This is a genomic window from Rhizobium sp. CG5 (assembly GCF_023701945.1).
Taxonomy (GTDB): domain Bacteria; phylum Pseudomonadota; class Alphaproteobacteria; order Rhizobiales; family Rhizobiaceae; genus Allorhizobium.
Map to the genome: position 1 here is coordinate 265,340 of NZ_JABAEF010000007.1, position 22,864 is coordinate 288,203.

Genomic DNA, 22,864 nt, shown 5'->3' on the forward strand with positions numbered 1-22,864 from the left:
TCATGACCCCGACAGCCGTACTGGAAAAGCTCGCCGCCAATGATGATGTCGACGCACTCGCGACACCTTTCATGAAATGCCTGGTGCGCCTGATGCGCGCCCAGGACACTTACGACGCCTGGGAGGGCCGCTCCGATGCGTCGATCCTCGGCGACTACATCCTGACCAAGGAACAGCGCCGCGAGATTCCGATCATCGGCGATCCGGATCCTGATGTGCTGTGGCGGCTCGATATCTTCTATTCCGCCATCGGGCTGGCCATCGAGCAGGAGACCGGCATCATCGCCTCGCCAATGATGAAGATGAGCCATGAGGGTTTCGGTCGGGTGCTGCTGACCGCCGGCCGGCTGGTGGTCGTGCTGAAATCGCTGCGCGATGTCCACCGCTTCGGCTTCGAGACGCTCGCCAAGCTGTCGGACGCCGGCGACAAGCTGATGCGCGATGCCGTCGAGATGATCGAGAAATATCCCGAGGTGGCTCGCTACTGAAACCCTGTTCGATCAAGGAGACATCGCATGTCCGAACTCGAGGAACTGCAGAAGACGGTCCGCAAGCTGAACTCCCGGGCCGGCAATGCCAAGATGGAATTGCATGACCTGGCGGAAGACCTGCCGGTCAACTGGACGGAGATCAAGGCGGTGGCCGAGCGCACCTATGCGGTGTTTGCCGAGCTGGACGCGGCCAGGCAGCAATTGATCGCATTGGAGAACGCCTGATGGCCGCCCCGTTTGAAACCCGCGACGGATCTGCCTGGATGCCGGACTACCTGACGGCGATCGACGGGGCGACCTGCATCGGCTGCGGCCGTTGCTTCAAGGTCTGTTCGCGCGAGGTGATGCACCTCTACGGCGTCGATGACGAGGGTGAGATCCTCGGTCGTTGCGACAATGATGGCGACGATTTCGACGGCGACCTGAACCGCATGATCATGGTCGTCGACCAGGCCGGCGCCTGTATCGGCTGCGGCGCCTGTGCGCGCGTCTGTCCGAAAAACTGTCAGACCCATGTGAAGGCTGGGGCGCTTGCGGCCTGACCCCGTTGCCCGTCCGACCTGAGCCAGAGAGGAGTGCTTCGATGTTTGCTGATCACTACGCCTGCCTGATGGCCGGACAATGGCCTGCCATCGATGCCGACACTGCCTTCGACCACCACGCGCTGGCCTGCGCCCTTTCGATGGCCCGCGACGAAGCGCTTGCCGGCTCTGTAACATTCGGTGCAGCCTGCGGGCTCGGCTCGCGGGATCTGGCCTCGGTCATTGCCTGCAATTTTCCTGGCGTCTGTCTGAGCTTCTTCGATGTCGGCGGCGCCGGCACCGAGCTAGAGCGGGAGGTGGAGGAGGATCTGCTGCTGGCACTGCTGCTGGACCATGCCGATGGCGCCAAGATCAACAGCGCGTTTTTCGCTCATATCGTCGCCCGCCGCGCCATGCGCGACGATCATCTCTGGCAGGATCTGGGCCTGTTCGATCGGCGCGAATTGACCCGCCTGCTGAACCGTCACTTCCCAGGTCTGGCGCGTGGCAATACCAGCGATATGAAGTGGAAGAAGTATTTCTATCGCCGGCTCTGCGAGGCCGAAGGCTTTTCGCTGTGCAGCGCACCGAGTTGTCGCGAATGCAATGATTTCGAGGCGTGCTTCGGCGAGGAGAGCGGCGAGAGCCGTCTGGCGCGGCTGAAGAACGGCTTGGTGGCCCATGCCTGACGATAGCTCCAGCGCTCTGACTCATCGGGCTCGACAGGTCGGCTTGTCGATCAACGGTCTTGTCCATTTTGCGACACTGCTGGCAGATCGCGTGACGCGGGGAATTCAAGCGATTGAGCTGAAATATCTGTTTTGAGGCTCCAACCCAAGGGATCGTGCAAAGATTCATGATATCCAGATTTGCCGGATCTTGGCCGACGGTGACGGTCATAGGCGCTTTTCATCGTCGATCAGGGTGAGCCGACAAGGCGCCGTATTGCTCCATGCCCACAAAACGAGGTTGAGGTCGTCACCGGTTGCTCCGGCAGCGAAGCTCTCGACCAGCAATCCGCAATAGCCGGCCTCCGCCAGCCTTCGGGCGAAACCTTGTGTCTTGGCTTCGCCGCTCGCTTTCATCTGATCGCGCCATGTCCTATCGGCCAGTGCTGTTGCATTCATACCCTCGGCTTGGAGGGCGGCCTGGTCTCGACCATCGAAAACCCGCTCGATATCCGCATCATAGGAGACCAGCAGGGTTGGTTGCAGATTGCCAACCTGATTGCCTCCCGCAACGCCGTCATGATGGACAGGGACGTATAGAGCGCAGGGGTGCCCTTGCGATTGAAACGCCCGCCATAAAGGGCTTCACCGCGGCCCGACAAGGGGTCTTGCGCAAAGATCGGGTTGATCGCCCGATAGAGTTTGCCCTTAAAATGCATCGGCTGGATCAGGCGTGAATGCCGGCATCCACGGCATCGATATAGTCCATCACATCGTCAGCGCGTCCGTCACGGACCAGTTGCATCGCGGTCTGACCGGAAAAGCCGGTCAAAGGCTCGGACCGAAACCAGGCATAGGCCATCAGGGCCGATCCAAATCGCGGCTCAGTCTTGTTGAGGATTTCCGCCATCTCGCGCAAGCGCCGCTGCGTCTTGTCGGACCTTATGCGCTCCTTGCGCTGGATCGCGTCTTTCCCCAGCCCTGCCGTGCGCGCGATTTCCTCGCTCGTCGTGCGCAGCGTGTCAGCGATCTTGCGTGGCGAGAAAAGACCGCCGTCTGCATATTGGGCAAGGCCCATGGAGTTTGTCTCCCTGCTGAATGCCGATGATTTAGACGCAATATAGCGTCAGAAACAGCGGAAGACAATCCGGTTTTCCGGAGGGAGCGGTTCTGTTTTGAGGATCAGCAACGTTAAGCCCTTGGCTCAAGCGCTCTAAGGCCTGAACTCCAGGGCTGAACGCGACAAGGCAAGGACCTCGCGATGGCACCCGATCGGTGCAATCAGCAATTGCCGGCGCGCGCTGAAGCCAGTCTTTTGATGCCGTCCATGGACAGTGTATTGGTCAGGTCGCCCTGCAACTCTGATACAAGCGTCTGGCGGGCCGTATTGAGATGCGTCGCGGCGGTCGTGACCCCCAGCGTTTCGGCTATGCCGACGGCATAACCCATCATGTTGATCAGAGCCAAAAGCTCCTGTTGCCGTTCGCTCGTCTGTAGGTCGCTGATTGTGTGTGCCATTTTGGCGGTCCCTGTATGCTTCGTCTGAAATCATAGTCTCACAAGAGAGCGCACCGCGCGCGTTGCAAAGCCGTTGCACACGCGTGGCGTGATTCATGCGAATTTCCGATTGTCAGCTATAGGTCTTGGCCCGACGGATACAATTTCCGCCACAGCGGCGTCGCATTGAAACGCCAGGCCCGTTGAAGCGCTGTTGCTGCCGTCTGGCCGTTGAGCCTGCCAAGCAGTTCGAGGGCGTCCAGTCGTTTCTGGTCAACCCAGGCTTGTTCGATGATCGGCCGTAGGGCGGCCCAGTCCAGACCGGCGGCCTGTGCAATGCGCTTCCAGCTTCTGTCCTTGAAAAACACAGACCGGGCGGCCGCAGCGATCTCGGAGCAGCGTTGAGCAGACAGGAGCCGAAGCTCGCACACCTGTTCCAAGGTGGAATCGACGCTGACGATCGGCACGCTCAAGGCGAGATAGTTCAGCTCGGCGGGGCCATGCGACAGGGCGACATCGGCGTCATCGACCCGTCGACCGGAGATGAAGTCTTCAAAGATCCGGCCGATGCCAATCATGCCGAAGGGTGCGCATTCCGCTGCCCGAAGCGCCCCCATGCTGGCTGCTCCGAACACCTGGATATTGTTCGACAGGGCAAAGAGCAGTTCCTTGTGCCAGACCGGCGTGACATACTCAAATTGGGCATCGATCAGTCCGATGACCGTTGCCCCGTCGGCCACGGCACGCATGACATCGCCCTGGCAGGCGGGCGGCCTGATCTCCAGGTCCGGCCCGGCAAACTCAGATGCCTGCGGCAGGCTCGGTCCGACAAAGGCGATCTTCACTGAAAGGCCCTGTTCAGCGCACGAGATCCATAGCGCTGGCGGCGCTCGCCTTCGGGATTTTCGAGTTGGGGGATGATGATCTTGGCGACGAAGGCCGGCAACCATGGCGGTGTGAGGTTGACAGCATAGATGCCGGAGATGCCACGGGCCGCAAGGCGACCGAGAATGGAGGTGGTTGCTTCGTCGATCGAGGTGACGGGCAGGGCCGGCATATCCTCAAGCCTGCGAGATGGTGGCGCATCGAAGGCCGTCAGGGTCTCTGGATGAAGGGGGCGGGTGTAGGTCTCCGGCAGCAGATCATCCCGTGCGCCGGCGATGAATGTCATGCGCGACTGGACCGCCTCGGTCACCGCCCGGATCGCTGCCTGACCGGGTGATGTCGAACAACCGGCTCCAAGGGTGACATCCACATGCCGCAGCGGTGACAAGCCGCGGCGCTGTTGCGGGCCTAGAAGGGCCACCACGCAAGGGACGGCGAGGTCGCTGCTGATGTCGAAAAGCGCGACATCGTGGCCGGCATTTCGGATCCGGCTCAGGATAGCCTGCAGATCGGCATTGGCAATGCTGTCTGTGTCGATCCTGCAGCCGTAACGTCTTGCCGGCGAGGACACGTGCCAAAGGGTGAGCGCATCCCGCTCGATGCGTTCGAGCAGTCCATGCAGGATCGCCTCTTCCAGCGTATTGCCCGAGGCCAGCCCATCGGAGGATTGCCAGTATCGTGGCGCCGTCACCGTTCGGTCAAGATGCACAGCCTCGAACGGAAGCCAGACGATCCCGCCGGTCTGAAGGTCGGTTGCAGGCGTCCACTGAAGTGGCTCATCGAGGTCGATGGAATGGGCGGCGCGTGCCAGAAGGCAATCCAGCGTATTGGCGGTTCGCCCTTCCAATTGCAGCGATCGCAGGCTTTGGGTGGTCACCGCACAGGAAGGGTCGGTCGCCACGGATCGTTCGATGGCTTCCATAACCGCCGATGTCCTGGCGGCATCGTCATCAAGCCCCTTGCCTTGGGAGATGACAATGGCCTTGGCATTGGGGGTATAGGCACACCACACCGGAATGCCGATGCGGTCGAGATCTGTTTGTCGAGCGATTCGTGTGATGCCGAGGCGCAGCAGGTGAGACGAGACCCTCGCAAGGGTCTCGCTTGGTGCACAGACACGATAAAAGCTGTGATCCAATCGGCTACGATCAGCCTTCATGATGGCTGGATGCCACCTCTGCCGCAGATGCCAGGGCAACCGCAACGTCAATTCCCTTGATGACCGTCACGCCTTGCCCGCGCAGGGATGCGGTCGTTGCAAGCTCGCCCGACAAGGGCTCAGTCAAAGCCACGATCGTTCCGGCCGCAAAGTCGGCCAGCCAGAGACCCGTTTCACCCGATACGCCAATAATTGCAGCATTCGCCATTGTGCTCTCCTTGTTAAAAACCAGCCCTCAAAAGGCCGTCCCGATAAAGTTCAGTCTGCCAATTTTCTTTGTGCGGTATCATTTCCAGCCACAGGTTCAGATCGAAACTGGGGTTGTCTTTTAGAACTCTCAAGCGGCATGCGCGTGCCTTCGTAACCTCCCCCAACATCCCCCAACTCGCGGCTGCCAGCCGGCTTGCGGGACGGCTATCGCGCATGCGGTCAATGTAGCCGAGTGCCTGTTGATATTCACCTAGAAAGTAGCTGGCGCCAGCCGCTGTCCAGAAATATGTGTCGGGCGGAATTGGGTTCAGCGCGATGGCCGAGGTAATCTTGGCAAGCGCTGCAGCGGGATTGCTGGCGTGCACCAGACTGTCGGCGTGGCTGTAAAGAGCGTCGGCATAATGCGGGCTGATTGCTTCGGCTTCGCTGAGCGCCTCCAGGCTCTCGTCGATCTTGCCCAGATAGAGTTGGCTGACGCCCAGTTCCTTCAGCGCGCCGGCGGAGGGGCCGTGTTTGGTGATGGCGGTCTGGGCAAGCCTTTCGGCATGAAGAAGCAGTTCATTATCGCCACGGGCGGTCAGCAGCCATTCCATGCTCAACGTTCGTGCGGTGCCGGCAAGAGCCGGAGCAAAGCCGCGTTCGTCTTCGAGCGCTTGCTTGAAATACTTGCGGGCCTTTCTGATCGACGGCAAAGTCAGTGTCGACAGGCCCGTGAGGCCGTGAAGATAGGCATAATAGGCTTCCGGCCGTTGGCGGAAATCGCCGGCGATTTCGGTGCTGACCGATATTTTGTCGATGATCGACCGCTGGATGGCTGTCGAGATCACTGTTCGTTGTTCGACGATTGCATTGGCATCGAGTTTGAAGCGAGTGGCCCAGACAACCTCGTCGGCAGGCATGAAGATCAGCTGGACGAACAGGCTATCCTCGGTTCGTTTTGTATCCAGCGCGTAGACCACATTGTATTGCTGCAGAACGGCTGCCTTGTCCTTGGAGGCCTGGATCCGTTCGGCCGTGTACGGTGCGACGATCGAGACCGTTCGGTTTGCGCAGAGGCTGATCGTCAAATCTTCGATCAATGCATTGGCGACCGATCCATCCCTCCGCGCACTTTGCACGGTCTCAGGTGGCAGCAAGGCGAGCCGCAGAGGCGGCTGCTCGGCCACGCCGAAATTGGGATCCTTGAAAGCCAGGGGTTGCGGCGTCGCGTCCACACGGATGCTGGCCGCTGCCGGTTCTGGCCGCCTGGCATCCAATCCGGATGTGAGAAGCGTGCGGACCTCATCGTCGGCCGGATCGCATTCCAGAAGCAGGATTGCGGCCCGTCTCAGCTCGCCTCGCCATGCACTGGTGTTCAGCGAGGCATGATGCTGCATCAGTTCGGACCGAAGAAATCCGGCCAGTCTGGTGCGCACGTCGCGAACCCAGCTGTCGAGCTGGGTTGTTCCGTGGCCCATGGACGGCAGAAACTGCATGGCAACGGCGTCATTGGCCGCCCGGAGCCGGTCGATCGGATCGGCCAACTCCACAAGGCTCAAGTCACAGCGAAGCGTTGCCCGATTGACCGAAAGCGTCTGGCCGTCGCTCTCAATGAGCGGGGCAAGCGTCTCGGCCGTCGCCATGGCCAATCGGCGCAATGTGGAACGAAGGTTCGTGTAAGCCGTCTCCCGGCTGCCTTGCCAAAACAGCGTCGCCAGCTCTCGCCGCGATATGGGTTGGCCCCTGTCGTAGAGATAGGCCAACATGACGAGGGAGATCAGCGGGACCCTTAAGGCGTGCCCGCCGTCGTCTTCAAGCCGGCACGTTCCAAACGTGGTGAGGGCAAGACCCATCGCTCATCACTGGACCGCTTTTCGAGTTTCCTCGCTTGGCAGCGACGCATCCGCATCGACGCCCAGCGATCGGATCAGGCTGAGCACGGTCTGGCGGACACGCTTGTCCTCGATGGCGGAAAAGGCTGCAGCAAGGGCGATGCCTTCCTTGGAATTCATGAATTCCGTCAGAACGCTTGGGCCGATATCCGTATCCGACATGGCGCCGGGTCCGCCTTCGAAGAAGAACGGGATCGGCACGTTCAGCAATTCCGAAATGTGCTGGAGACGGCTGGCGCCCACCCTGTTGGTGCCCTTTTCGTACTTCTGAACCTGTTGAAATGTCAGGCCGAGCCCGTCGCCGAGCTTCTCTTGACTCATGCCGAGCATTGTTCGGCGAAGCCGGATCCGCGATCCCACGTGAATATCGATTGCATTAGGAATTTTTTTCATTTCGGCTCTACCATTTGGTGTCGATCCTACATCCTTGCTTGAAATTATACCGTTATGCAACTGCGTTTTGAACGCCTTGAGTGTTATTGGCACTCCCGCAGATCGCGCCTGAGCTGTGGTCGGCCGCATTTAACAGACCCTATCGGCGAAATGGCGAACTGCCTCGCGCTTCATATGCCAGATCGTATCCGGTTGACTCCCCTTGGCCAAAATCGCTTGCCAAATGGCAGTCTTGGGGCATGCTTGCCCTCGTGGGCAATCCGATTTGGCAAACGCCACTCAATGGGTGGACTTCGCACTCGGCATCATTCTTGCTTAGTATCCTGTGACAATCGAACCAAAAAAGGCCCCGCCATGCCGCAGACTGAGCCGACACAAACGAAAGCCGACGACGGGATCGTGTTGTCCGTCAAGGAGCTGACCGTCAGCCTGCCGAAGAACATGGAGCGGGTCCATGCGGTGAGCGACATCTCCTTTGATCTGCGATCGGGCGAAATCCTTTGCATCATCGGCGAATCCGGTTCGGGAAAGTCGGTGACGGCCAATGCCATCATGGGATTGCTCTCCTCCGCCATCACCGTCACCCACGGCAGCATCCTGTTCAAAGGCATGGACCTGATCCGGACCGAGGAAAAAACACTGCGGACGTTGCGCGGCCGTGCCGTGTCGATCATCTTCCAGGACCCTCTATCGGCGCTCAATCCGCTGATGACGATCGGCGACCAGATTGCCGAGGTGATGGAGGCCCATGATGTCGGAACCTCCGAAAGCCGTGCCGCCAAGATCCTCGATCTCCTGAACGAGGTCGGCCTGCCCGATCCGGCACTGCTGCAGCATCAATATCCGTTCCGGCTGTCCGGCGGCCAGCGCCAGCGTGTCATGATTGCCATGGCGCTGGCGCTCGATCCGGACGTCCTGATCGCCGATGAGCCGACGACGGCGCTCGATGTCACCACGCAAGCCCAGATTCTGGACCTGATCCGCAAGATCCAGCGCCGCAAGAACATGAGCGTGATGTTCATCACTCATGATTTCGGCGTCGTGGCGGAGATCGCGGATCGCGTCATCGTCATGGAAAAGGGTCATCTCGTCGAGCAGGGTCCGGCCGAGGTGGTGCTCAAGACGCCCCAGCATCCCTATACGAAGCGCCTGATCGCGGCTGTGCCGCGCATGACCGCTCGGGATCGCGAAGGGGCGGACGATACGCCGGTCGTGCTGGAAGTCTCAAACCTCAGCAAGACTTACCAGACGTCGGGCGGCTTCTTTTCCAAAGGACGGACGGTGAAGGCCGTCAACGATGTCAGCTTCTCGATCCGCAAGGGCCGAACCCTCGGCGTGGTCGGCGAATCCGGCTCCGGCAAGTCTTCGCTCGGCCGTGTTCTCCTCAAGCTGATGGAGTCGGATGGCGGCAAGATCCTGTTCGACGGTCGTGACATCGCGCCGATGTCGAACGATGACTTTCGCTCGATGCGTCCCTATATCCAGATGATCTTCCAGGACCCGTTTGCCTCGCTAAACCCGCGCCACACGATCGGCAAAGTGCTGACCGTCGGGCCGATGGCGCACGGCGTTTCCGCGGCGGAGGCCAAGGCGAAAGCGCTTCGAACCCTGAAACTCGTCGGCCTGGATGACGGCGCCTATGACCGCTTTCCGCACGAATTCTCCGGCGGCCAGCGGCAGCGCATCGGCATCGCCCGCGCGCTGATGTTCGACCCGGTGCTGCTGGTGGCCGACGAGGCCGTCTCGGCGCTCGACGTGTCGATCCAGGCGCAGATTCTGGAGCTGCTGACGGCGATCCAGAAGGAAACCAAGGTGGCGATGATGTTCATCACCCATGATCTGCGCGTCGCCAGCCAGATCTGTGACGAGGTGGCCGTGATGTACAAGGGTGAGATCGTCGAATACGGGCCGCCCTCGCAGATCTTTCGCGCTCCGCGCCATGAGTATACGCGCAAGTTGGTGTCGGCCATTCCCGGCGCCGAATGGGAGCCTGCCGCCTGACGACAGGCATCCGCGGATTTTGCAAAGCCGTCCAGCCGCGAAACGGGGCGGCTTTTGTCATTTCTGCAGCATCTGCACAGGTTGACCGCCCATCGGATAGGCACGGCAATGCCGTGAATAAAATACCGGCGGCGGCCTCAAAAAAATAATTGCATTTATCCACTATCTGGCAAATCATGGTCCTCGCAAGACAGCCTGACCCTGCCGGCCACCCATCCGTTCAATCCTTTTCTCGTGTCGAGAACAGGGGCGCTATTCCTTTGTTCTTCGGAGCCTTCGCCGTGCGTAATCGAAAGAAATCTCCGCCCGTCTCCATCAGCGACATCGATCTCGATGTGCTGGAGGATACGCTGAGTTTCTACATCCGCACCGTCAATCTGGCCGTGTCTCGGGATCTCGACGAGCGGCTGGAAGGCTATGATGTGGCGCGCGGCACCGGAAAGATCACCACCCTGCTGATGGTCGACAGCCATCCGGGAATTCGCCCCTCCGTCATTGCCCAGCTGATCTTGAAGGACCGGTCGGCAACCGGCCGGCTGGTCGATCAGATGGAAGCGCACGGGCTTCTGACCCGTGAGACATCGGCTGACGACAATCGGGCGCAGGAACTCTACATCACGGCGAAGGGCGCAGCCTTGGCCGAGCAGGTGCGCGCCATCGTGACCCAGCAGTCCAAGGACTTTTTCCATTTTATTCCGGAAGACGAACAGGCCCTGCTGATGGATATCCTGCGCCGGGCCTATCGGCGGATCGCCGGCCTATCCTGAGCCTTTAACTTGGAGACCATGCCATGACGGCAGGACGTGTAGCGTTGATTTCAGGGGCCAATCGCGGCATCGGCGCTGAAGTGGCCCGGTCGCTCTGGGACCAGGGCTGGAGCCTTTCGCTTGGCATGCGCAAGCCTGAATTGCCGGACTGGGCGGATGCCGATCGGGTCAGGCTCTTTGCCTATGATGCGGACGACATAGAGGCAGAAGCCGCCTGGGTGGCAGAGGTCATGGCCGCCTTCGGCCGTATCGATGCCATCGTCGCCAATGCCGGCATCATGATCCCGAAAACCGTCATCGAGGCGGACGAAGCGGATTTCGAGGCAACGATGGCGGTCAATGTCCGAGCGCCGCGTCGGCTTGCCAAGGCCGCCTGGGAGCCCCTTGCGGCCAGTGGCCGCGGCCGGGTCATCATTCTCTGTTCGCTGTCCGGCAAGCGGGTGAAGAGCGCCAGCGCCGGGCTTTATTCGCTGTCCAAGTTTGCAGCCGTCGCCCTTGCCCACGGCATCCGGCATGCCGGCTGGGATGCAGGCATCCGCGCCACGGCCGTCTGCCCGGGGTTTGTGGCCACCGACATGGCGCGAGGCCTGACCAACCGCGCCGACGACCAGATGACCGACCCGCGCGATCTGGCGCGCATCATTGCCATGCTGCTCGACCTGCCGAACGAGGCGAGCGTCGCGGAATTTGCCATCAATTGCCAGCTTGAGGAGTCCTACTGATCATGCCCGGACCTTATGTCGTTCCCGTCCACGGGGACAGTGATTTGCCGAAGGAAGTGGATGTCGTCGTCATCGGCGGCGGCATCATCGGCACGTCGACAGCGCTTGAACTGGCCGAACGCGGCCTGCGGGTTGCCGTGTGCGAAAAGGGCGGCATCGGCCACGAGCAATCGAGCCGCAACTGGGGTTGGGTGCGGATCTCGCGCCGCGACCCCCGTGAGGTGCCGCTGATGGCGGAGGCGCTGCGCATCTGGAGCACGCTCGACAAGAGAACCGGACGCGATCTCGGCTATACGCGCGCCGGGATCATGTTCACCTGCGCCACCGACAAGGAATATGCCGAGCACGAGCGCTGGAACCGCAATCTCGAGGGCTACCAGTTCGACTCGCGCATGCTGAGCGGCGGCGAGTTCAAGGCGATGTTTCCAACCGCCAATCTCGACGTGAAGGGCGCGCTGTTTACCAGTGCCGACGGACGGGCCGAGCCGCAGAAGGCAGCGCCTGCCATTGCGGAAGCTGCCCGCGAGAAGGGGGCGACCATCCTGACGGAATGCGCCGTGCGTGGCATCGAAACCTCCGGCGGCCGGATTTCCGGTGTTGTGACGGAGCGCGGATCCATTGCCTGCAGCGCCGTGGTTCTGGCCGGCGGCGCCTGGTCCAGTCTGTTCTCGGGAAATTTCGGCATCGACCTGCCGCAGTTGAAGGTGATGAATTCGGTGCTGCGCACTAAGCCGCTTGAGGGTGGGCCGGAACAGGCGATCTGGTCGAACGGCTTTGCGGTGCGCAAGCGCCAGGATGGCGGCTACACGATCGCCTCCGGGCACGAGAATATCGTCGACATCGTGCCGAAATCCTTCCGCTATGCCCGGCAATTCCTGCCCGCACTCGGCACGGAATGGCGCTCGCTGAAGTTCCGGCTCGGCGGCCGCTTCTTCGATGAGGCGCGCATCCCGAACCGCTGGTCCCTGGATGAGGCGAGCCCGTTCGAATATAACCGCGTGCTCGATCCAAAGCCCTCCGCCAAGCTGTCCAACCTGGCGCTTGCCAATCTGAAAAAGGCGTTTCCGGTCTTCGAGAAGGCCGAGATCGCCCAGCGCTGGGCCGGCTATATCGACGTGACGCCGGATGCCGTGCCGGTCATATCGGCCATAGACGCCATCCCCGGCTTTCACATCGCCACCGGTTTTTCCGGCCATGGCTTCGGCATCGGACCGGCGGCGGGTTGCCTGATGGCCGATATCGTTACCGGCAGACCGCCGATCGTCGACCCGAAGGATTTCCGATTCTCCCGCTTTTCCGACGGCTCGAAGATCGAGCTGATCAGCGGGTTCTAGTCTGCCCGAGACGAAGGCAGAGCGCATAAACGATAAGAAAAACAAAGTGGAACAGTGACTGAGCAACAGCAAAGGGAATAGACTGATGTCTGACAAATCCAGCAATGCAATTCTCAATCCGACACGCCGCCAAGCCCTGACCATGATGGCCCTTGCCAGCGCCTCCGGTCTGGTCATGCCCAATCTGCTCGGCCGGGACCGGGCCTTTGCGGCAACGCCGCCTGCCAAGCCGACCGGCCAGATGATCGTCGGCTTCTCGCAGGAGCCGACCGTTTTCAACCCTCATATGCTGCATATCGAGGTCGACGAAGGCATCCATTTCAGCGTGTTCGATCCACTCTTCGCCATCGATCCGGACGGCAAGTTCACGCCGGCGCTCGCGATCGACGTGCCGACCGTCGAGAACGGCGGCATCTCGGCCGATGGTCTGTCCTGGAAGGTCAAGCTGCGCGACGACGTGAAATGGCATGACGGCACGCCGTTCACCGCCGAAGACGTCAAGTTCACGCTCGAACTGATGGTTGATCCGGAGTTCCGCAGCTGGCGCAAGACGGGCCACGAACTGGTTCGCGAGCTGACCGTGGTTTCGCCTACCGAGATCTCCTGGAAGATGGAAAAGCCGTTTGCGCCCTATCCGTCGATCCTCGCCTCCACCTTCATCGTGCCCAAGCATGTGCTGGGCGCGGAAAAGGACAAGAACATTGCGCCGTTCAACAATGCGCCGATCGGCACAGGCCCGTTCAAATGGGTGGAACGGGTCGCGGGCGACCACATCACGCTCGAAGCCAATGCCGACTATTTCGGCGACGGACCGTATCTGGAGCGGATCATCTACAAGTATATTCCCGACCTCACGGTGCTCTACACCCAGTTCAAGACCGGCGATATCGACGTTGCCGGCCTCCAATGGATCACCCCGGACCACTACGAGGAAGCCAAGGCGCTGGACGGCAAGACCGTGGTCGTCGTGCCGGGCTCGACGGTGGAATCCGTAACCTTCAACATGGAGAAGCCGCAGTTCAAGGAACTGGCCGTCCGTCAGGCGCTCTATCATGCGATCGACAAGGCAACCATCATCGAGGCGCTCTATTACGGCCTTCCGACGCCGACCGAAAGCTACATGCCGCAGCAATCCTTCTACGCCAATCCGGATCTGCCCAAGCACGAATACGATCCGGAAAAGTCCAAGAAGCTCCTCGACGAGGCCGGCTGGGTGCCGGGCAGCGACGGCATTCGCGCCAAGGACGGCGTCAAGCTCTCCTTCTCCAACTCGACGACAGCGGGCAACCATATCCGCGAACAGGTGCAGCAGTTCATGCAGCAGTCGTTCAAGGATATCGGGGTGGAGATGACCATCTCCAACCTGCCGCCGGCCGTCATGTGGGGCGAGTACTGGATGATGTCGAAATTCGACAGCGTCGTCGTCGGCCTCGACTTTCTGACCGGCGCCGATCCCGATACCTCGGATTACTTCAAGTCCACGTCGATCGGCGCCAAGGGCGGCGCCGGGCAGAACAACTGGCAATATGCCAACCCCGAGGTCGACAAGCTGCTGGACGAGGGCGGCCAGGTCTTCGTGCCGGAAGAGCGCAAGAAGATCTACCTGAAGATCCAGGAGATCATGCGCGCCGATCTGCCGTTCCTGCCGATGTTCCAGTATTCGACGGTCCGCGGCTACAAAACCGGCGCGGAGGGCATCGCCTACAACGTCAATGTCCGCATCGACAGCTGGAACCCGGGGAGCTGGTACTGGGCCTCGTAAAACACGGTCCGTTGATACATCCTCTCCCCGTTTTGCGGGGAGGGGCTCAACGGAGTGTTTCGACCATACCCATAGAAATCGGAGAGACCTGCGATGCTGCGCTATCTCGTCAGCCGCCTCTGGCAAAGCCTGATCCTGCTGTTCCTCGTGTCGATGATCGGGTTTGCGGTTTTGAATCTCGCCCCCGGAGGTCCGCTGTCGCAATATGCGCTGACACCGGGCATGACCCAGGAGGCGCTGGACCGCATCGCCAAGCAGATGGGTCTCGACCGCCCGCTGCCGATCCAGTATCTCGACTGGCTGTGGCATCTGCTGCAGGGAGACTGGGGCCGCTCCTATCGTGACAGCCAGCCGGTTCTCGGCATCATCACCGGACACCTGTTTGCCACCCTGCTTCTGATGGGCTCGTCGACCGTCCTGTCGATCGCGGTGGGCACCTGGCTTGGCATCAAGGCCGCCACCAAGCGCTACTCGATCTTCGACTATACGGCGACGGTCGGCGCCATGGTGGCTTTGTCGATCCCGACCTTCTGGTTCGGGCTGGTGGCGATCTATCTCTTTTCTCTGCGGCTGAAATGGCTGCCGGCCGGCAACATGTACACGATCGGCGATGGCTCGGTCCGCGACTATGCCATTCACCTGATCATGCCGACGGTGGTTCTGGCGCTGGTCAATGTCGCCGTCTGGAGCCGCTACATGCGGACCGCGACGCTCGACGTCATCAACCAGGATTTCGTCCGCACCGCCAAGGCCAAGGGACTTTCGGCGCGACGGGTGCTGATGAAGCATGTGATCGGCAACGCTCTTCTGCCGATGATCACGCTCGCCGGCCTGCAATTGCCGACCATCCTGGGCGGCGCGCTGGTCACCGAGACAGTCTTCACATGGCCCGGAATGGGCCGGCTATTTCTCGATAGTCTTGGCTACAACGACTATCCGGTCGTGATGGGGCTGTTGATGTTTTCGGCCATCCTCGTGCTGATCGGCAGTCTCATCACCGATCTGCTTGTCGCCTTCGTCGATCCCCGCATCAGGCTGGGTTAGGATCAGGAGAACGAACATGTCCGCCATCGTGTCCACGTCCACGTCCCCGAAAATCCATTGGTGGCAGAGCCGGACGTTCCGGCGTTTTGCCCGCCACAGGCTGGCCATGCTGGGGGTCGTCATGATCACCGTCCTGGCGCTTTCCTGCATCATCGGGCCCTATCTCCTGCCGTTCGATGAACTGTTCATCGACCTGCGCGCCCGTTTCGCGCCGCCGCTGACCGGCTATCATATCTTCGGCACGGATCCGCTCGGCCGCGATCTTGCCGCCCGTCTGTTCATGGCCGGCCGCATTTCGCTGCTGGTCGGCTTCTTTGCCATGCTGCTGTCGACGGCGATCGGCACGGTCATCGGCGTCTGCGCCGGATATTACGGCGGCCGCATTGGTGCTGCCCTGATGCGGTTCGTCGATGCCTTCCTGTCCTTCCCCAGCATCTTTCTGCTGCTGGCGCTGGCCGCCTTCATCAAGCCCAGCCCGTTCATGATCACGGTCATCATCGCCATCACCAGCTGGATGGAAATCGCCCGCATCGTCGAAGCCGAAGTGCGCTCGCTGCGCGAGCGTGACTTCGTGCTGGCGGCGCGCATGCTAGGCCTCTCCAACAGCTGGATCATGTTCCGGGAACTGCTGCCCAACGTCATCGGGCCGATCATCGTCGCCGCCACCCTGACCGTGGCGCGTGCTATCCTGCTGGAGGCCTATGTCAGCTTTCTTGGCTATGGCATCCAGCCGCCACTGCCGAGCTGGGGCAATATGCTGAACGGTGCCCAGCAATATCTCGACCGCGCGCCATGGCTGGCGATCGTGCCCGGTGTGGCCATCACGCTGGCGGTCACCAGTTTCAACTTCATCGGCGACGGCCTGCGCGATGCGCTCGACGCCCGCAGCGACCACAGTTGAACGGAGGACGAGGCGATGACACGGTTTTCCCCGTTCGAGACGACCCTGTGGTATGCGACCGCAACGCCCGCACCAGTAACGACGGATCTGCAGGGCACGATCAAGGCCGATGTCTGCATCGTCGGCGGCGGCTATACTGGGCTGACGACAGCGCTGGAGCTTGCCCGCGACGGGGTCAGTGTCGTGCTGCTGGAAAAGGAGGAGATCGGTTTCGGCGGATCGGGCCGCAATGCCGGACACTGCACGCCGACCTTCACCCATTACAGCCTGCCGGAATTGCGCGGCATGCTGGGTGAGCCCTGGGCCGAGCGGCTGATCGCCCGCCAGACGCGCGCCAATGACCGGGTTGCCGGCATGATCGAGCGCTACCAGATCCAATGCGAATGGCAGCAGAACGGCTATGTCATGGGCGCGCCCTATCCCGGCATGATGAAGACGATCGAGGAGAAGGTCCGCACCTACAACGCCGTCGGCGCCCGCACCCGCACTATTGACCGCGACGAGGTGGCGGCGATCACCGGCAGCCCGCGCTTTCATGGCGGCTGGCTGCACGAAGAGGCCGGACATCTCAATCCGCTCGGCTATTCCCGAGGCCTCGCCCGTGCCGTTCTGCAGGAAGGTGGCAAGATCCATACCGGCTCACCCGTGACCGGTTGCGAACGGGAAGGGACCGGCTGGGGGATCAGCACGCCCCAAGGCAAGGTCATCGCCGACAAGGTGATCTTTGCCACCGGCGCCTATACGGTGGGAGGTTGGCCGAAGCTCGACCGGACCTTCAAGATCCAGAGGGTTTTCGTCGCCGCGACAGAGCCCCTGTCGGCTGACGAACGCCACTCGATCCTGCCGCGCAACACCACCATCCATGACGGCCGAGGCGATATCTACGTTTACAAATACAATGCCGAAGGCCGCATCGTCGCCTCGATGTTCCCGATGGGGCGTCGCGGCCGGGACATGGACTATACGCGCACCGTGATGAGCGATCGGCTGAAATGGCTGCATCCACAGATCAAGCAGGAGATCCGCTGGGAGTATGTCTGGTTCGGCGAACTGGACATGCAGTATCGAACGGTGCCGCGTCTCTATGATCTGGCCCCCGGTGTCGTCGCCCTCACCGGCCTGTCAGGCCGCGGCGTGCCGACCGGCAGCATGCTGGGCGGCATTTTGTCGGAATGGGCGAAGGGCGTGCCGGACAGGGATCTGTCGCTGAAACTCGAGCCGTTGACGGCCGCACCCTTCTACATGAACTATGGTCCGCAACTGACGCTCAGATACTATCGCGTCTCCGACTGGATCAAGACCAAACTCTCAGGCGTTCCTTTGCCGCCGCATGCCTGAGCGGTTGCCGATGCGCCGTGCCGTGATCGACAGCGTTGCCGCACCGCGCGATGAGGCTCACCGGCTGCTGACCCGGTTTCGTGCCTGCTGGTCGCGATCCGAGTGAAAGCCCAGTTTCTCCGAGATCTCGTCTGCCGCTTTCAGGAGGCTGTCGAGATAGGCGTCGCGATTGCGCAGGCCATCCTCGCGCGGCGCGACCAGGCACAGCGTGGCAATGCAGGCGCCATCTGCCTGGTGGATCGGCACCGCGAAACATTGCGTGAAGTTCTCGACTTCGCTGTTGAAGGTAAAGTAGCCGTCGCGGCCGGCCTGGCGCACCTGGGCGATAAAATCGGCAGGCTCGAACAGCCGGCCGTTCGGCAGCACGAAATCCTCCGCCGGGATCAGATCAAGGATCTGCTCGTCGCTCAGATGCGAGACGAGCAGGCGGCCCGAGGCGGTCCAGGGGACCGACACCAGTTCGCCGACATTGGAGGAAATGCGGAATGGCCGGATACCCTCGCGCATCATCGCGACGGTGTATTTGCGGCCTTCGAGCAGGCACATCTGTGCCGTCTCGCGGGTTTCCTCGGCCAGCCGCACCAGCATGCGGTCGCATTCCCGCATCAGGTCGAACTGTTCGGCATAGGCCGTTCCGAGGAAATAGAGGCGGCGGCCGAGAAACACCCGGCCGTCGCCTCCCTGATAATCCAGCATGCCGTGACTGAGCAGCAGGTTGACGAGTTCGTAGATCGAAGAGCGCGGCGCGCCGATTTCCGAGGCGATCTCGTTCGGCCGCATGGGCTGGCGCTTGACGCGCAGGAACTCGAGGATCTCGAACGCGCGATCCAGTCCCCGCGTGCGTCGCGAGATCGTATCGCCTGCGGCCTCGGTCATGCTCTTCTCCACACTTCTGTCAGGTACGATCGGCGCGATAGGCCACGCAGTCCACCTCTACCTTGCAATCGACCATCATCCGCGACTGAACACAAGCGCGCGCCGGCGGGTTCTCGCCGAAGTACTCGGCATAAACGCCATTGAAACTCCAGAAGTCGCGGGGATCATCGAGCCAGACGCCGACGCGCACCACGTCCTCAAGGCCGTAGCCGGCCTCATGCAGGATGGCAATGAGGTTCTCGATGGCCTTGCGGGTTTCCGCCACGATGCCGCCGCGGATAATCTCGCCCTTTTCCATCGGCACCTGGCCGGACACGTAAAGCCAGCCGTTTGCTTCGACCGCGCGCGCGAAGGGAAGGGGCTGTCCGCCTGCGCCGGATTCGCCGGCGCCGTAACGTTTGATCGTCATGAAATGCTCTCTTTTCTTGTCGTTGAAGCTGGTCTTTTAGTTAAAGCTGGAGGTCTTGAGGAATTCGGCAAGCCGCTCGGTCTTGGGCCTGACGAACATCTCCTTGGGATCGCCTTCCTCGCAGATGACGCCCTGGTTCATGAAGATCACGCGGCTTGAGACCTCGTAGGCAAAGCGCATCTCGTGGGTGACCAGCAGCATGCTCATACCGTCGGCGGCCAGACCCTTGATGACCTGAAGAACCTCGCCGACGAGTTCCGGATCGAGCGCCGAGGTCACTTCATCAAACAGCATGAGCTGCGGCGCCATGGCAATCGCCCGGGCAATGGCGACACGCTGCTGCTGGCCGCCGGACAATTGCCCGGGATAGTGATTGCCGCGGCCGGTCAGACCGACGCGGTCCAGCCATGTCTCGCCGAGGACGCGGGCCTCGTCGCGGCTCATCTTCTTCACCTTGAGGAGGCCGAGCATGACGTTCTGCACCGCGGTCATGTGCGGAAAGAGGTTGAACTGCTGGAAGGCCATGCCGGTCATCGCCCGGTGCCTTGCGATTTCCTTTTCGCTCTTGCGCTTGCGGACCGGGCCTGCGTGTTCATAGCCGATCTCTTCGCCGGCCAGGCGGATATGCCCGCCCTGGAATTCCTCCAGCATGTTGATGCAGCGCAGCATGGTGGTCTTGCCGGAGCCGGACGATCCGATGATCGAGATCACCTCGCCCTCGTGCATGGTGCAGTCGACACCTTTCAGCACTTCGACGGGGCCGTATTGCTTGCGAAGACCCTGGATTTCGAGAAGTATCTTGCTCATGCGGGAGCCCTCACGACGGAACGGCGGTCTTGCGCTCGACATATTTGCCGAAACGTTCGATGCCGTAATTGATGACGAAGTAGAGAAAGCCGGCGAGGAAATAGAACTGCAGGCTCATGAAATTGCGGGAGATGATCTCCTGGGTGCGTAGCAGCAGTTCCGCGACGCCGATCACCGAAAGCAGCGTCGAGGCCTTGACCATCTCGGCCGAGGTATTGACCCAGGCCGGGAGAAACTGCCGGAGCGCCTGCGGCCAGAGCACGTAGGCGAAGGTCTGGCCGAAGGTCAGGCCGATCGCCTTGGCAGCTTCCGTCTGGCCGGTCGGAATGGCCTGCAGGCCGCCGCGGACGATCTCGCCGACATGGGACGAGCAGAAGACTGCCAGCGCCAGCACGCCGGCCTGGAACGGTCCAAGCTCGATGCCGATCGTCGAGAGCACATAATAGCTGGCCAGAACCAGCACCAGGACAGGCGTGCCGCGGATGAAATCGACATAGGCCCGCACGACAAAGCGCAGCACGCGATTGCCATAGACCAGCGCCAGACCGACCAGCACGCCGAGCAGCGATCCGATGACGATCGACAGAAACGAGATCGAGATCGTGACGCCGAGCCCTTTGAGAATGACGGCGCGCGCCAGCCAGATCTGTTCGAAGAAGGCGGAGAAATCCATCATGACATCACCTCGGGACGACAAGGCGCCGCTCGGCCATGCGCATCAGCGCCGCCAGCAGCGAACAGGTGGCGACGTAGAGACCGGCGGTGACGATCCAGGTCTCGATCACCCGGAAGGTCTCGACATTGATCTTGCGGGCCTCGAAGGTCAGTTCCGGCACGGCAATCGCTGCGGCGAGCGAGGTGTCCTTGAACAGCGAAATCACGGTGGACGAGAGCGAGGGAAGAACGTTGCGGAACATCAGCGGGGCGATGATCGAGGTGCGGATCTGCATCGGCGTCAGGCCGATCGCCAGGCCCGCCTCCGTCAGCCCGCGGGGGATCGACAGAAGACCGGCCCGGAACACTTCCGCCAGATAGGCACCGGAATAGATCGACAACACCGCCACGAAGGTCTCGATCTTGCCGAGGCGCACGCCCAGTTGCGGTAGCGCGAAATAGGCAAACAGCACCAGGACGAGGATCGGCAGGTTGCGGATCACCGTGACATAGGTTGCCGCCGGCCGTCTGACCCAGCCGCTTTTGGCGATCAGCGCGAAGGCTACGACCAGGCCGATCACGGCGCCGACGAGAATGGAAACGAAAGCCAGGCCGAGGCTGAGCAGCAATCCTTCCAGGAGCTGGTCGAAACTGCGCCAGACGGCGGCAAAATTGAGGGTGTAACCCATGGCAAGGTCCCGTCACAGAGAATGGAGACGGGACGAAGGGTTTAACCTTCGTCCCGACAGCAGGCCTTGAAGCTTACTTGTACTCGACCGGGAAGCCGATCTGCGGCGGGGCCAGGTCCTTGCCGAACCAGGTCTTGTAGGATGCGGCATAGAAGTCGAATTCGACGCCGGTCATCGCCTCGTGCAAGGCGGTGTTGACGAAGTTCAGCCAATCCTGGTCGCCGCGCTTGACGCCGCAGGCGTAAGACTGCGGGTTCCAGCCATAGCCGGCATCCTTGTAGCGGCCCTGGTTCTGGGTCATGTACCAGGCCAGCGACGACTGGTCGGTGGCCGCCGCATCGGCGCGGCCGGATTCCAGTGCCTGATAGATCATGTCGACGGACTCGTACTGGTCGACGGTGGCCTCCGGCAGGGCGGCATGCACCATGGCTTCGGCATAGACATTCTGCAGCACGGAGATCGTCACCGACGAACCGGCGGCCTTCAGGGCGGCATAGTCGGCATATTTGCCATCAGCCTTGAGCATCAGGCCGACGCCTTCGCGGTAATAGGGAATGGTGAAGGCGATCTGCTGGGCGCGCTCGCCCGTCACCGTCATGAACTGGCAGGTCAGGTCGACCTTGTCGGTGGTGATGTTGGGAATGCGGGCGTCTGAGGACTGGTTGACATATTCGATCTTGTCGGGGTCGCCGAACAGCGCCTTGGCGACGATGCGGCCCATATCGACGTCAAAGCCCTGCAGCTTGTCGTCGGCGCTCTTGAAATGCCACGGCGCATTGGTGCTGCCGGTGCCGAGAACAAGATGGCCGCGGGCCAGCACGTCATCGAGCTTGCTGCCCTCGGCGAGGACCGGAGGGGTGGAAAGGAAGGTGGCGGCGACCAGCGACGTTATGCCGGCGCGGAAGGAAATGGTCATGGCGTTCCCCTGAGATTGAGCGCTTCTTTGAAATCCAATATACCGGACACATGTCTGTTTTATCGGACATACCCATCAAAACGGAAGGCCAATGACTTGTCAATGGTCCGCGGCGATAATTGATGCAGCTCGGATGGGTGGCGCATTTTTCGGCAGTGCAGCATTTTCTGGGAGGAAGGACGCCCGGCGCGGCTGCGGGTCAGAGCCGACCAAGGGAAGGGTACTCCAGGCGCCAGGGTTCGGGCCGGCGTTGCGATGCGGCCGCTATCTCAATCGGTGCGCTTTGCGACTGCCGCTGAGGTGCGGCACGGGCCCTATTGCCGGTCGACGGCCAGGCCATTCATGACGAGATCCAGATGGGCCCTGACATAGGATGGCAGGTCCGGGTCGCGACGCTTGCCGAAGAGCAGGACCTCGATCGTCATGGCAATGATCGGTGCGACGATGACCGGGGCAAGCGCTGCCGGCGCATTGCGGAACTCGCCGTTGGCGATACCCTCGTCGAGCAGCGATTGGGTCAGCGCAAAAAGCGGTTCGATCAGTTCCTCGTGATGCGCCTCGATGACGTGGGGAAAGCGTGACCCTTCCGAGATCACGAATCGGACCAATTCGCGCGTGTGTCGGTCGTCCGATATCCTTTCGTAGAACAGAAGGAGAAGAGCTCGAAGCCGCTCGGCGCAGGTCCCTGTCAATTCGCCGGAGTCGCGCAGCAGTTCCTCCAGCGGTATCGAGATGTGATCGATCATCGCCGAAAACAGCTCGTCCTTCGTCGGGAAATACACATAGATTGTGCCCTTGGTCACGCCAATGCGATCTGCGATGTCTTCCACGCGCGTTGCGGTGAAGCCATTTGCGACGAACTCTTCGAATGCTGCATCGAGAATTTGAATCGGCCTGAGCGCCTTTTGCTCAGCCCGGGAAAGCTTCTTGGGTCTTGCCATCAAACCTG

Annotated in this window: 26 protein-coding genes and 1 pseudogene; 12 read left to right on the plus strand and 15 right to left on the minus strand. The window is 61.3% G+C overall.

Features of this window, described 5'->3' with window-relative positions; genetic code table 11:
• Nucleotides 1-2 precede the first annotated feature (2 nt).
• The 4 genes from HGO38_RS14170 to HGO38_RS14185 are packed head-to-tail and all read left to right on the plus strand — an operon-like array spanning nt 3 to nt 1,701.
• On the plus strand, nt 3-488 hold the full coding sequence (locus HGO38_RS14170; RefSeq protein WP_250956545.1) for a NifX-associated nitrogen fixation protein: 486 nt from the start codon (nt 3-5) through the stop codon (nt 486-488).
• A gap of 27 nt (nt 489-515) precedes the next feature.
• Entirely contained in the window at nt 516-716 is a 201-nt protein-coding gene (locus tag HGO38_RS14175; protein WP_250956546.1) for a CCE_0567 family metalloprotein, read from the plus strand.
• Entirely contained in the window at nt 716-1,033 is a 318-nt protein-coding gene (fdxB, locus tag HGO38_RS14180) for a ferredoxin III, nif-specific (RefSeq protein ID WP_250956547.1), read from the plus strand. Before HGO38_RS14175 ends, fdxB begins: the two co-directional genes overlap by 1 nt.
• Before the next feature lie 41 nt (nt 1,034-1,074).
• Nucleotides 1,075-1,701 carry a nitrogen fixation protein NifQ gene (locus tag HGO38_RS14185; RefSeq protein ID WP_250956548.1) on the plus strand — a complete coding sequence of 209 codons (627 nt, stop codon included), beginning with the start codon at nt 1,075-1,077 and terminating at the stop codon, nt 1,699-1,701.
• Between the two features lie 207 nt (nt 1,702-1,908).
• On the opposite strand, the pseudogene HGO38_RS14190 reads toward HGO38_RS14185, so the two are convergent.
• The 8 genes and pseudogenes from HGO38_RS14190 to HGO38_RS14225 all read right to left on the minus strand — a co-directional run bounded on the left by HGO38_RS14190 (nt 1,909) and on the right by HGO38_RS14225 (nt 7,695).
• A pseudogene (locus HGO38_RS14190) lies at nt 1,909-2,399 on the minus strand (RES family NAD+ phosphorylase).
• Nucleotides 2,400-2,407: 8 nt separating this feature from the next.
• Nucleotides 2,408-2,758, minus strand: coding sequence for an MbcA/ParS/Xre antitoxin family protein (locus tag HGO38_RS14195; RefSeq protein WP_250956549.1), 351 nt, complete (start codon nt 2,756-2,758; stop codon nt 2,408-2,410).
• A gap of 203 nt (nt 2,759-2,961) precedes the next feature.
• Nucleotides 2,962-3,198: a hypothetical protein gene (locus HGO38_RS14200; protein ID WP_250956550.1), complete on the minus strand. Its 237-nt coding sequence runs from the start codon at nt 3,196-3,198 to the stop codon at nt 2,962-2,964.
• A 116-nt stretch (nt 3,199-3,314) separates the two neighbouring features.
• A complete protein-coding gene (locus HGO38_RS14205) occupies nt 3,315-4,022 on the minus strand; it encodes a TfuA-like protein (RefSeq protein WP_250956551.1) in 708 nt (235 codons plus the stop codon).
• Nucleotides 4,019-5,221 carry a YcaO-like family protein gene (locus HGO38_RS14210; RefSeq protein ID WP_250956552.1) on the minus strand — a complete coding sequence of 401 codons (1,203 nt, stop codon included), beginning with the start codon at nt 5,219-5,221 and terminating at the stop codon, nt 4,019-4,021. The genes HGO38_RS14205 and HGO38_RS14210 overlap by 4 nt, the downstream gene beginning before the upstream one ends.
• A complete protein-coding gene (locus HGO38_RS14215) occupies nt 5,211-5,429 on the minus strand; it encodes a hypothetical protein (RefSeq protein ID WP_250956553.1) in 219 nt (72 codons plus the stop codon). Before HGO38_RS14215 ends, HGO38_RS14210 begins: the two co-directional genes overlap by 11 nt.
• Before the next feature lie 13 nt (nt 5,430-5,442).
• Nucleotides 5,443-6,645: a tetratricopeptide repeat protein gene (locus HGO38_RS14220; protein WP_250956554.1), complete on the minus strand. Its 1,203-nt coding sequence runs from the start codon at nt 6,643-6,645 to the stop codon at nt 5,443-5,445.
• A 624-nt stretch (nt 6,646-7,269) separates the two neighbouring features.
• Entirely contained in the window at nt 7,270-7,695 is a 426-nt protein-coding gene (locus HGO38_RS14225; protein ID WP_250956586.1) for a helix-turn-helix domain-containing protein, read from the minus strand.
• A 354-nt stretch (nt 7,696-8,049) separates the two neighbouring features.
• Between HGO38_RS14225 and HGO38_RS14230 the strand changes: the two genes are divergently transcribed.
• The 8 genes from HGO38_RS14230 (at nt 8,050) to HGO38_RS14265 (ending at nt 17,564) form a co-directional block, all read left to right on the plus strand.
• Nucleotides 8,050-9,696, plus strand: coding sequence for an ABC transporter ATP-binding protein (locus HGO38_RS14230; RefSeq protein WP_250956555.1), 1,647 nt, complete (start codon nt 8,050-8,052; stop codon nt 9,694-9,696).
• Between the two features lie 281 nt (nt 9,697-9,977).
• The gene (locus HGO38_RS14235; RefSeq protein ID WP_250956556.1) at nt 9,978-10,463 is read left to right on the plus strand and encodes a MarR family winged helix-turn-helix transcriptional regulator; all 486 of its coding nucleotides are present in this window, start codon (nt 9,978-9,980) and stop codon (nt 10,461-10,463) included.
• A gap of 23 nt (nt 10,464-10,486) precedes the next feature.
• Nucleotides 10,487-11,185, plus strand: coding sequence for an SDR family NAD(P)-dependent oxidoreductase (locus HGO38_RS14240; RefSeq protein ID WP_250956557.1), 699 nt, complete (start codon nt 10,487-10,489; stop codon nt 11,183-11,185).
• A 2-nt stretch (nt 11,186-11,187) separates the two neighbouring features.
• Nucleotides 11,188-12,519, plus strand: coding sequence for an NAD(P)/FAD-dependent oxidoreductase (locus tag HGO38_RS14245; protein ID WP_250956558.1), 1,332 nt, complete (start codon nt 11,188-11,190; stop codon nt 12,517-12,519).
• An 85-nt stretch (nt 12,520-12,604) separates the two neighbouring features.
• Nucleotides 12,605-14,281 (plus strand): peptide ABC transporter substrate-binding protein, encoded by a 1,677-nt coding sequence (locus HGO38_RS14250; protein WP_250956559.1) that lies wholly within the window; start codon nt 12,605-12,607, stop codon nt 14,279-14,281.
• Nucleotides 14,282-14,374: 93 nt separating this feature from the next.
• On the plus strand, nt 14,375-15,325 hold the full coding sequence (locus HGO38_RS14255) for an ABC transporter permease (protein WP_250956560.1): 951 nt from the start codon (nt 14,375-14,377) through the stop codon (nt 15,323-15,325).
• Nucleotides 15,326-15,341: 16 nt separating this feature from the next.
• The gene (locus HGO38_RS14260) at nt 15,342-16,226 is read left to right on the plus strand and encodes an ABC transporter permease (protein ID WP_250956561.1); all 885 of its coding nucleotides are present in this window, start codon (nt 15,342-15,344) and stop codon (nt 16,224-16,226) included.
• Between the two features lie 15 nt (nt 16,227-16,241).
• Complete coding sequence (locus tag HGO38_RS14265; RefSeq protein ID WP_250956562.1) at nt 16,242-17,564, plus strand: NAD(P)/FAD-dependent oxidoreductase; 1,323 nt, start codon at nt 16,242-16,244, stop codon at nt 17,562-17,564.
• 57 nt (nt 17,565-17,621) lie between these two features.
• Here HGO38_RS14265 and HGO38_RS14270 read toward each other — a convergent pair whose 3' ends face one another.
• The 7 genes from HGO38_RS14270 to HGO38_RS14300 form a co-directional block, all read right to left on the minus strand.
• Nucleotides 17,622-18,440 carry an IclR family transcriptional regulator gene (locus tag HGO38_RS14270; RefSeq protein ID WP_250956563.1) on the minus strand — a complete coding sequence of 273 codons (819 nt, stop codon included), beginning with the start codon at nt 18,438-18,440 and terminating at the stop codon, nt 17,622-17,624.
• 19 nt (nt 18,441-18,459) lie between these two features.
• The gene (locus HGO38_RS14275) at nt 18,460-18,849 is read right to left on the minus strand and encodes a RidA family protein (RefSeq protein ID WP_250956564.1); all 390 of its coding nucleotides are present in this window, start codon (nt 18,847-18,849) and stop codon (nt 18,460-18,462) included.
• Nucleotides 18,850-18,885: 36 nt separating this feature from the next.
• Complete coding sequence (locus HGO38_RS14280; RefSeq protein ID WP_250956565.1) at nt 18,886-19,656, minus strand: amino acid ABC transporter ATP-binding protein; 771 nt, start codon at nt 19,654-19,656, stop codon at nt 18,886-18,888.
• A 10-nt stretch (nt 19,657-19,666) separates the two neighbouring features.
• On the minus strand, nt 19,667-20,329 hold the full coding sequence (locus HGO38_RS14285; protein WP_250956587.1) for an amino acid ABC transporter permease: 663 nt from the start codon (nt 20,327-20,329) through the stop codon (nt 19,667-19,669).
• A gap of 7 nt (nt 20,330-20,336) precedes the next feature.
• The gene (locus HGO38_RS14290; protein WP_250956566.1) at nt 20,337-20,999 is read right to left on the minus strand and encodes an amino acid ABC transporter permease; all 663 of its coding nucleotides are present in this window, start codon (nt 20,997-20,999) and stop codon (nt 20,337-20,339) included.
• Between the two features lie 73 nt (nt 21,000-21,072).
• Nucleotides 21,073-21,915, minus strand: coding sequence for a transporter substrate-binding protein (locus HGO38_RS14295; RefSeq protein WP_250956567.1), 843 nt, complete (start codon nt 21,913-21,915; stop codon nt 21,073-21,075).
• A 314-nt stretch (nt 21,916-22,229) separates the two neighbouring features.
• Nucleotides 22,230-22,856 (minus strand): TetR/AcrR family transcriptional regulator, encoded by a 627-nt coding sequence (locus tag HGO38_RS14300; RefSeq protein ID WP_250956568.1) that lies wholly within the window; start codon nt 22,854-22,856, stop codon nt 22,230-22,232.
• Between the last annotated feature and the right edge of the window lie 8 nt (nt 22,857-22,864).

What these genes read in the sequence shown, in the direction of transcription:
- HGO38_RS14255 (WP_250956560.1), top strand. Translation starts at nt 14,375, where the DNA reads ATGCTGCGCTATCTCGTCAGCCGCCTCTGGCAAAGCCTGATCCTGCTG.
- HGO38_RS14185 (WP_250956548.1), top strand. Translation starts at nt 1,075, where the DNA reads ATGTTTGCTGATCACTACGCCTGCCTGATGGCCGGACAATGGCCTGCC.
- HGO38_RS14280 (WP_250956565.1), bottom strand. Translation starts at nt 19,656, where the DNA reads ATGAGCAAGATACTTCTCGAAATCCAGGGTCTTCGCAAGCAATACGGC.
- HGO38_RS14215 (WP_250956553.1), bottom strand. Translation starts at nt 5,429, where the DNA reads ATGGCGAATGCTGCAATTATTGGCGTATCGGGTGAAACGGGTCTCTGG.
- HGO38_RS14195 (WP_250956549.1), bottom strand. Translation starts at nt 2,758, where the DNA reads ATGGGCCTTGCCCAATATGCAGACGGCGGTCTTTTCTCGCCACGCAAG.
- HGO38_RS14275 (WP_250956564.1), bottom strand. Translation starts at nt 18,849, where the DNA reads ATGACGATCAAACGTTACGGCGCCGGCGAATCCGGCGCAGGCGGACAG.
- fdxB (WP_250956547.1), top strand. Translation starts at nt 716, where the DNA reads ATGGCCGCCCCGTTTGAAACCCGCGACGGATCTGCCTGGATGCCGGAC.
- HGO38_RS14270 (WP_250956563.1), bottom strand. Translation starts at nt 18,440, where the DNA reads ATGACCGAGGCCGCAGGCGATACGATCTCGCGACGCACGCGGGGACTG.
- HGO38_RS14230 (WP_250956555.1), top strand. Translation starts at nt 8,050, where the DNA reads ATGCCGCAGACTGAGCCGACACAAACGAAAGCCGACGACGGGATCGTG.
- HGO38_RS14300 (WP_250956568.1), bottom strand. Translation starts at nt 22,856, where the DNA reads ATGGCAAGACCCAAGAAGCTTTCCCGGGCTGAGCAAAAGGCGCTCAGG.
- HGO38_RS14290 (WP_250956566.1), bottom strand. Translation starts at nt 20,999, where the DNA reads ATGGGTTACACCCTCAATTTTGCCGCCGTCTGGCGCAGTTTCGACCAG.
- HGO38_RS14225 (WP_250956586.1), bottom strand. Translation starts at nt 7,695, where the DNA reads ATGAAAAAAATTCCTAATGCAATCGATATTCACGTGGGATCGCGGATC.
- HGO38_RS14250 (WP_250956559.1), top strand. Translation starts at nt 12,605, where the DNA reads ATGTCTGACAAATCCAGCAATGCAATTCTCAATCCGACACGCCGCCAA.
- HGO38_RS14295 (WP_250956567.1), bottom strand. Translation starts at nt 21,915, where the DNA reads ATGACCATTTCCTTCCGCGCCGGCATAACGTCGCTGGTCGCCGCCACC.
- HGO38_RS14285 (WP_250956587.1), bottom strand. Translation starts at nt 20,329, where the DNA reads ATGGATTTCTCCGCCTTCTTCGAACAGATCTGGCTGGCGCGCGCCGTC.
- HGO38_RS14265 (WP_250956562.1), top strand. Translation starts at nt 16,242, where the DNA reads ATGACACGGTTTTCCCCGTTCGAGACGACCCTGTGGTATGCGACCGCA.
- HGO38_RS14240 (WP_250956557.1), top strand. Translation starts at nt 10,487, where the DNA reads ATGACGGCAGGACGTGTAGCGTTGATTTCAGGGGCCAATCGCGGCATC.
- HGO38_RS14200 (WP_250956550.1), bottom strand. Translation starts at nt 3,198, where the DNA reads ATGGCACACACAATCAGCGACCTACAGACGAGCGAACGGCAACAGGAG.
- HGO38_RS14170 (WP_250956545.1), top strand. Translation starts at nt 3, where the DNA reads ATGACCCCGACAGCCGTACTGGAAAAGCTCGCCGCCAATGATGATGTC.
- HGO38_RS14245 (WP_250956558.1), top strand. Translation starts at nt 11,188, where the DNA reads ATGCCCGGACCTTATGTCGTTCCCGTCCACGGGGACAGTGATTTGCCG.
- HGO38_RS14175 (WP_250956546.1), top strand. Translation starts at nt 516, where the DNA reads ATGTCCGAACTCGAGGAACTGCAGAAGACGGTCCGCAAGCTGAACTCC.
- HGO38_RS14210 (WP_250956552.1), bottom strand. Translation starts at nt 5,221, where the DNA reads ATGAAGGCTGATCGTAGCCGATTGGATCACAGCTTTTATCGTGTCTGT.
- HGO38_RS14260 (WP_250956561.1), top strand. Translation starts at nt 15,342, where the DNA reads ATGTCCGCCATCGTGTCCACGTCCACGTCCCCGAAAATCCATTGGTGG.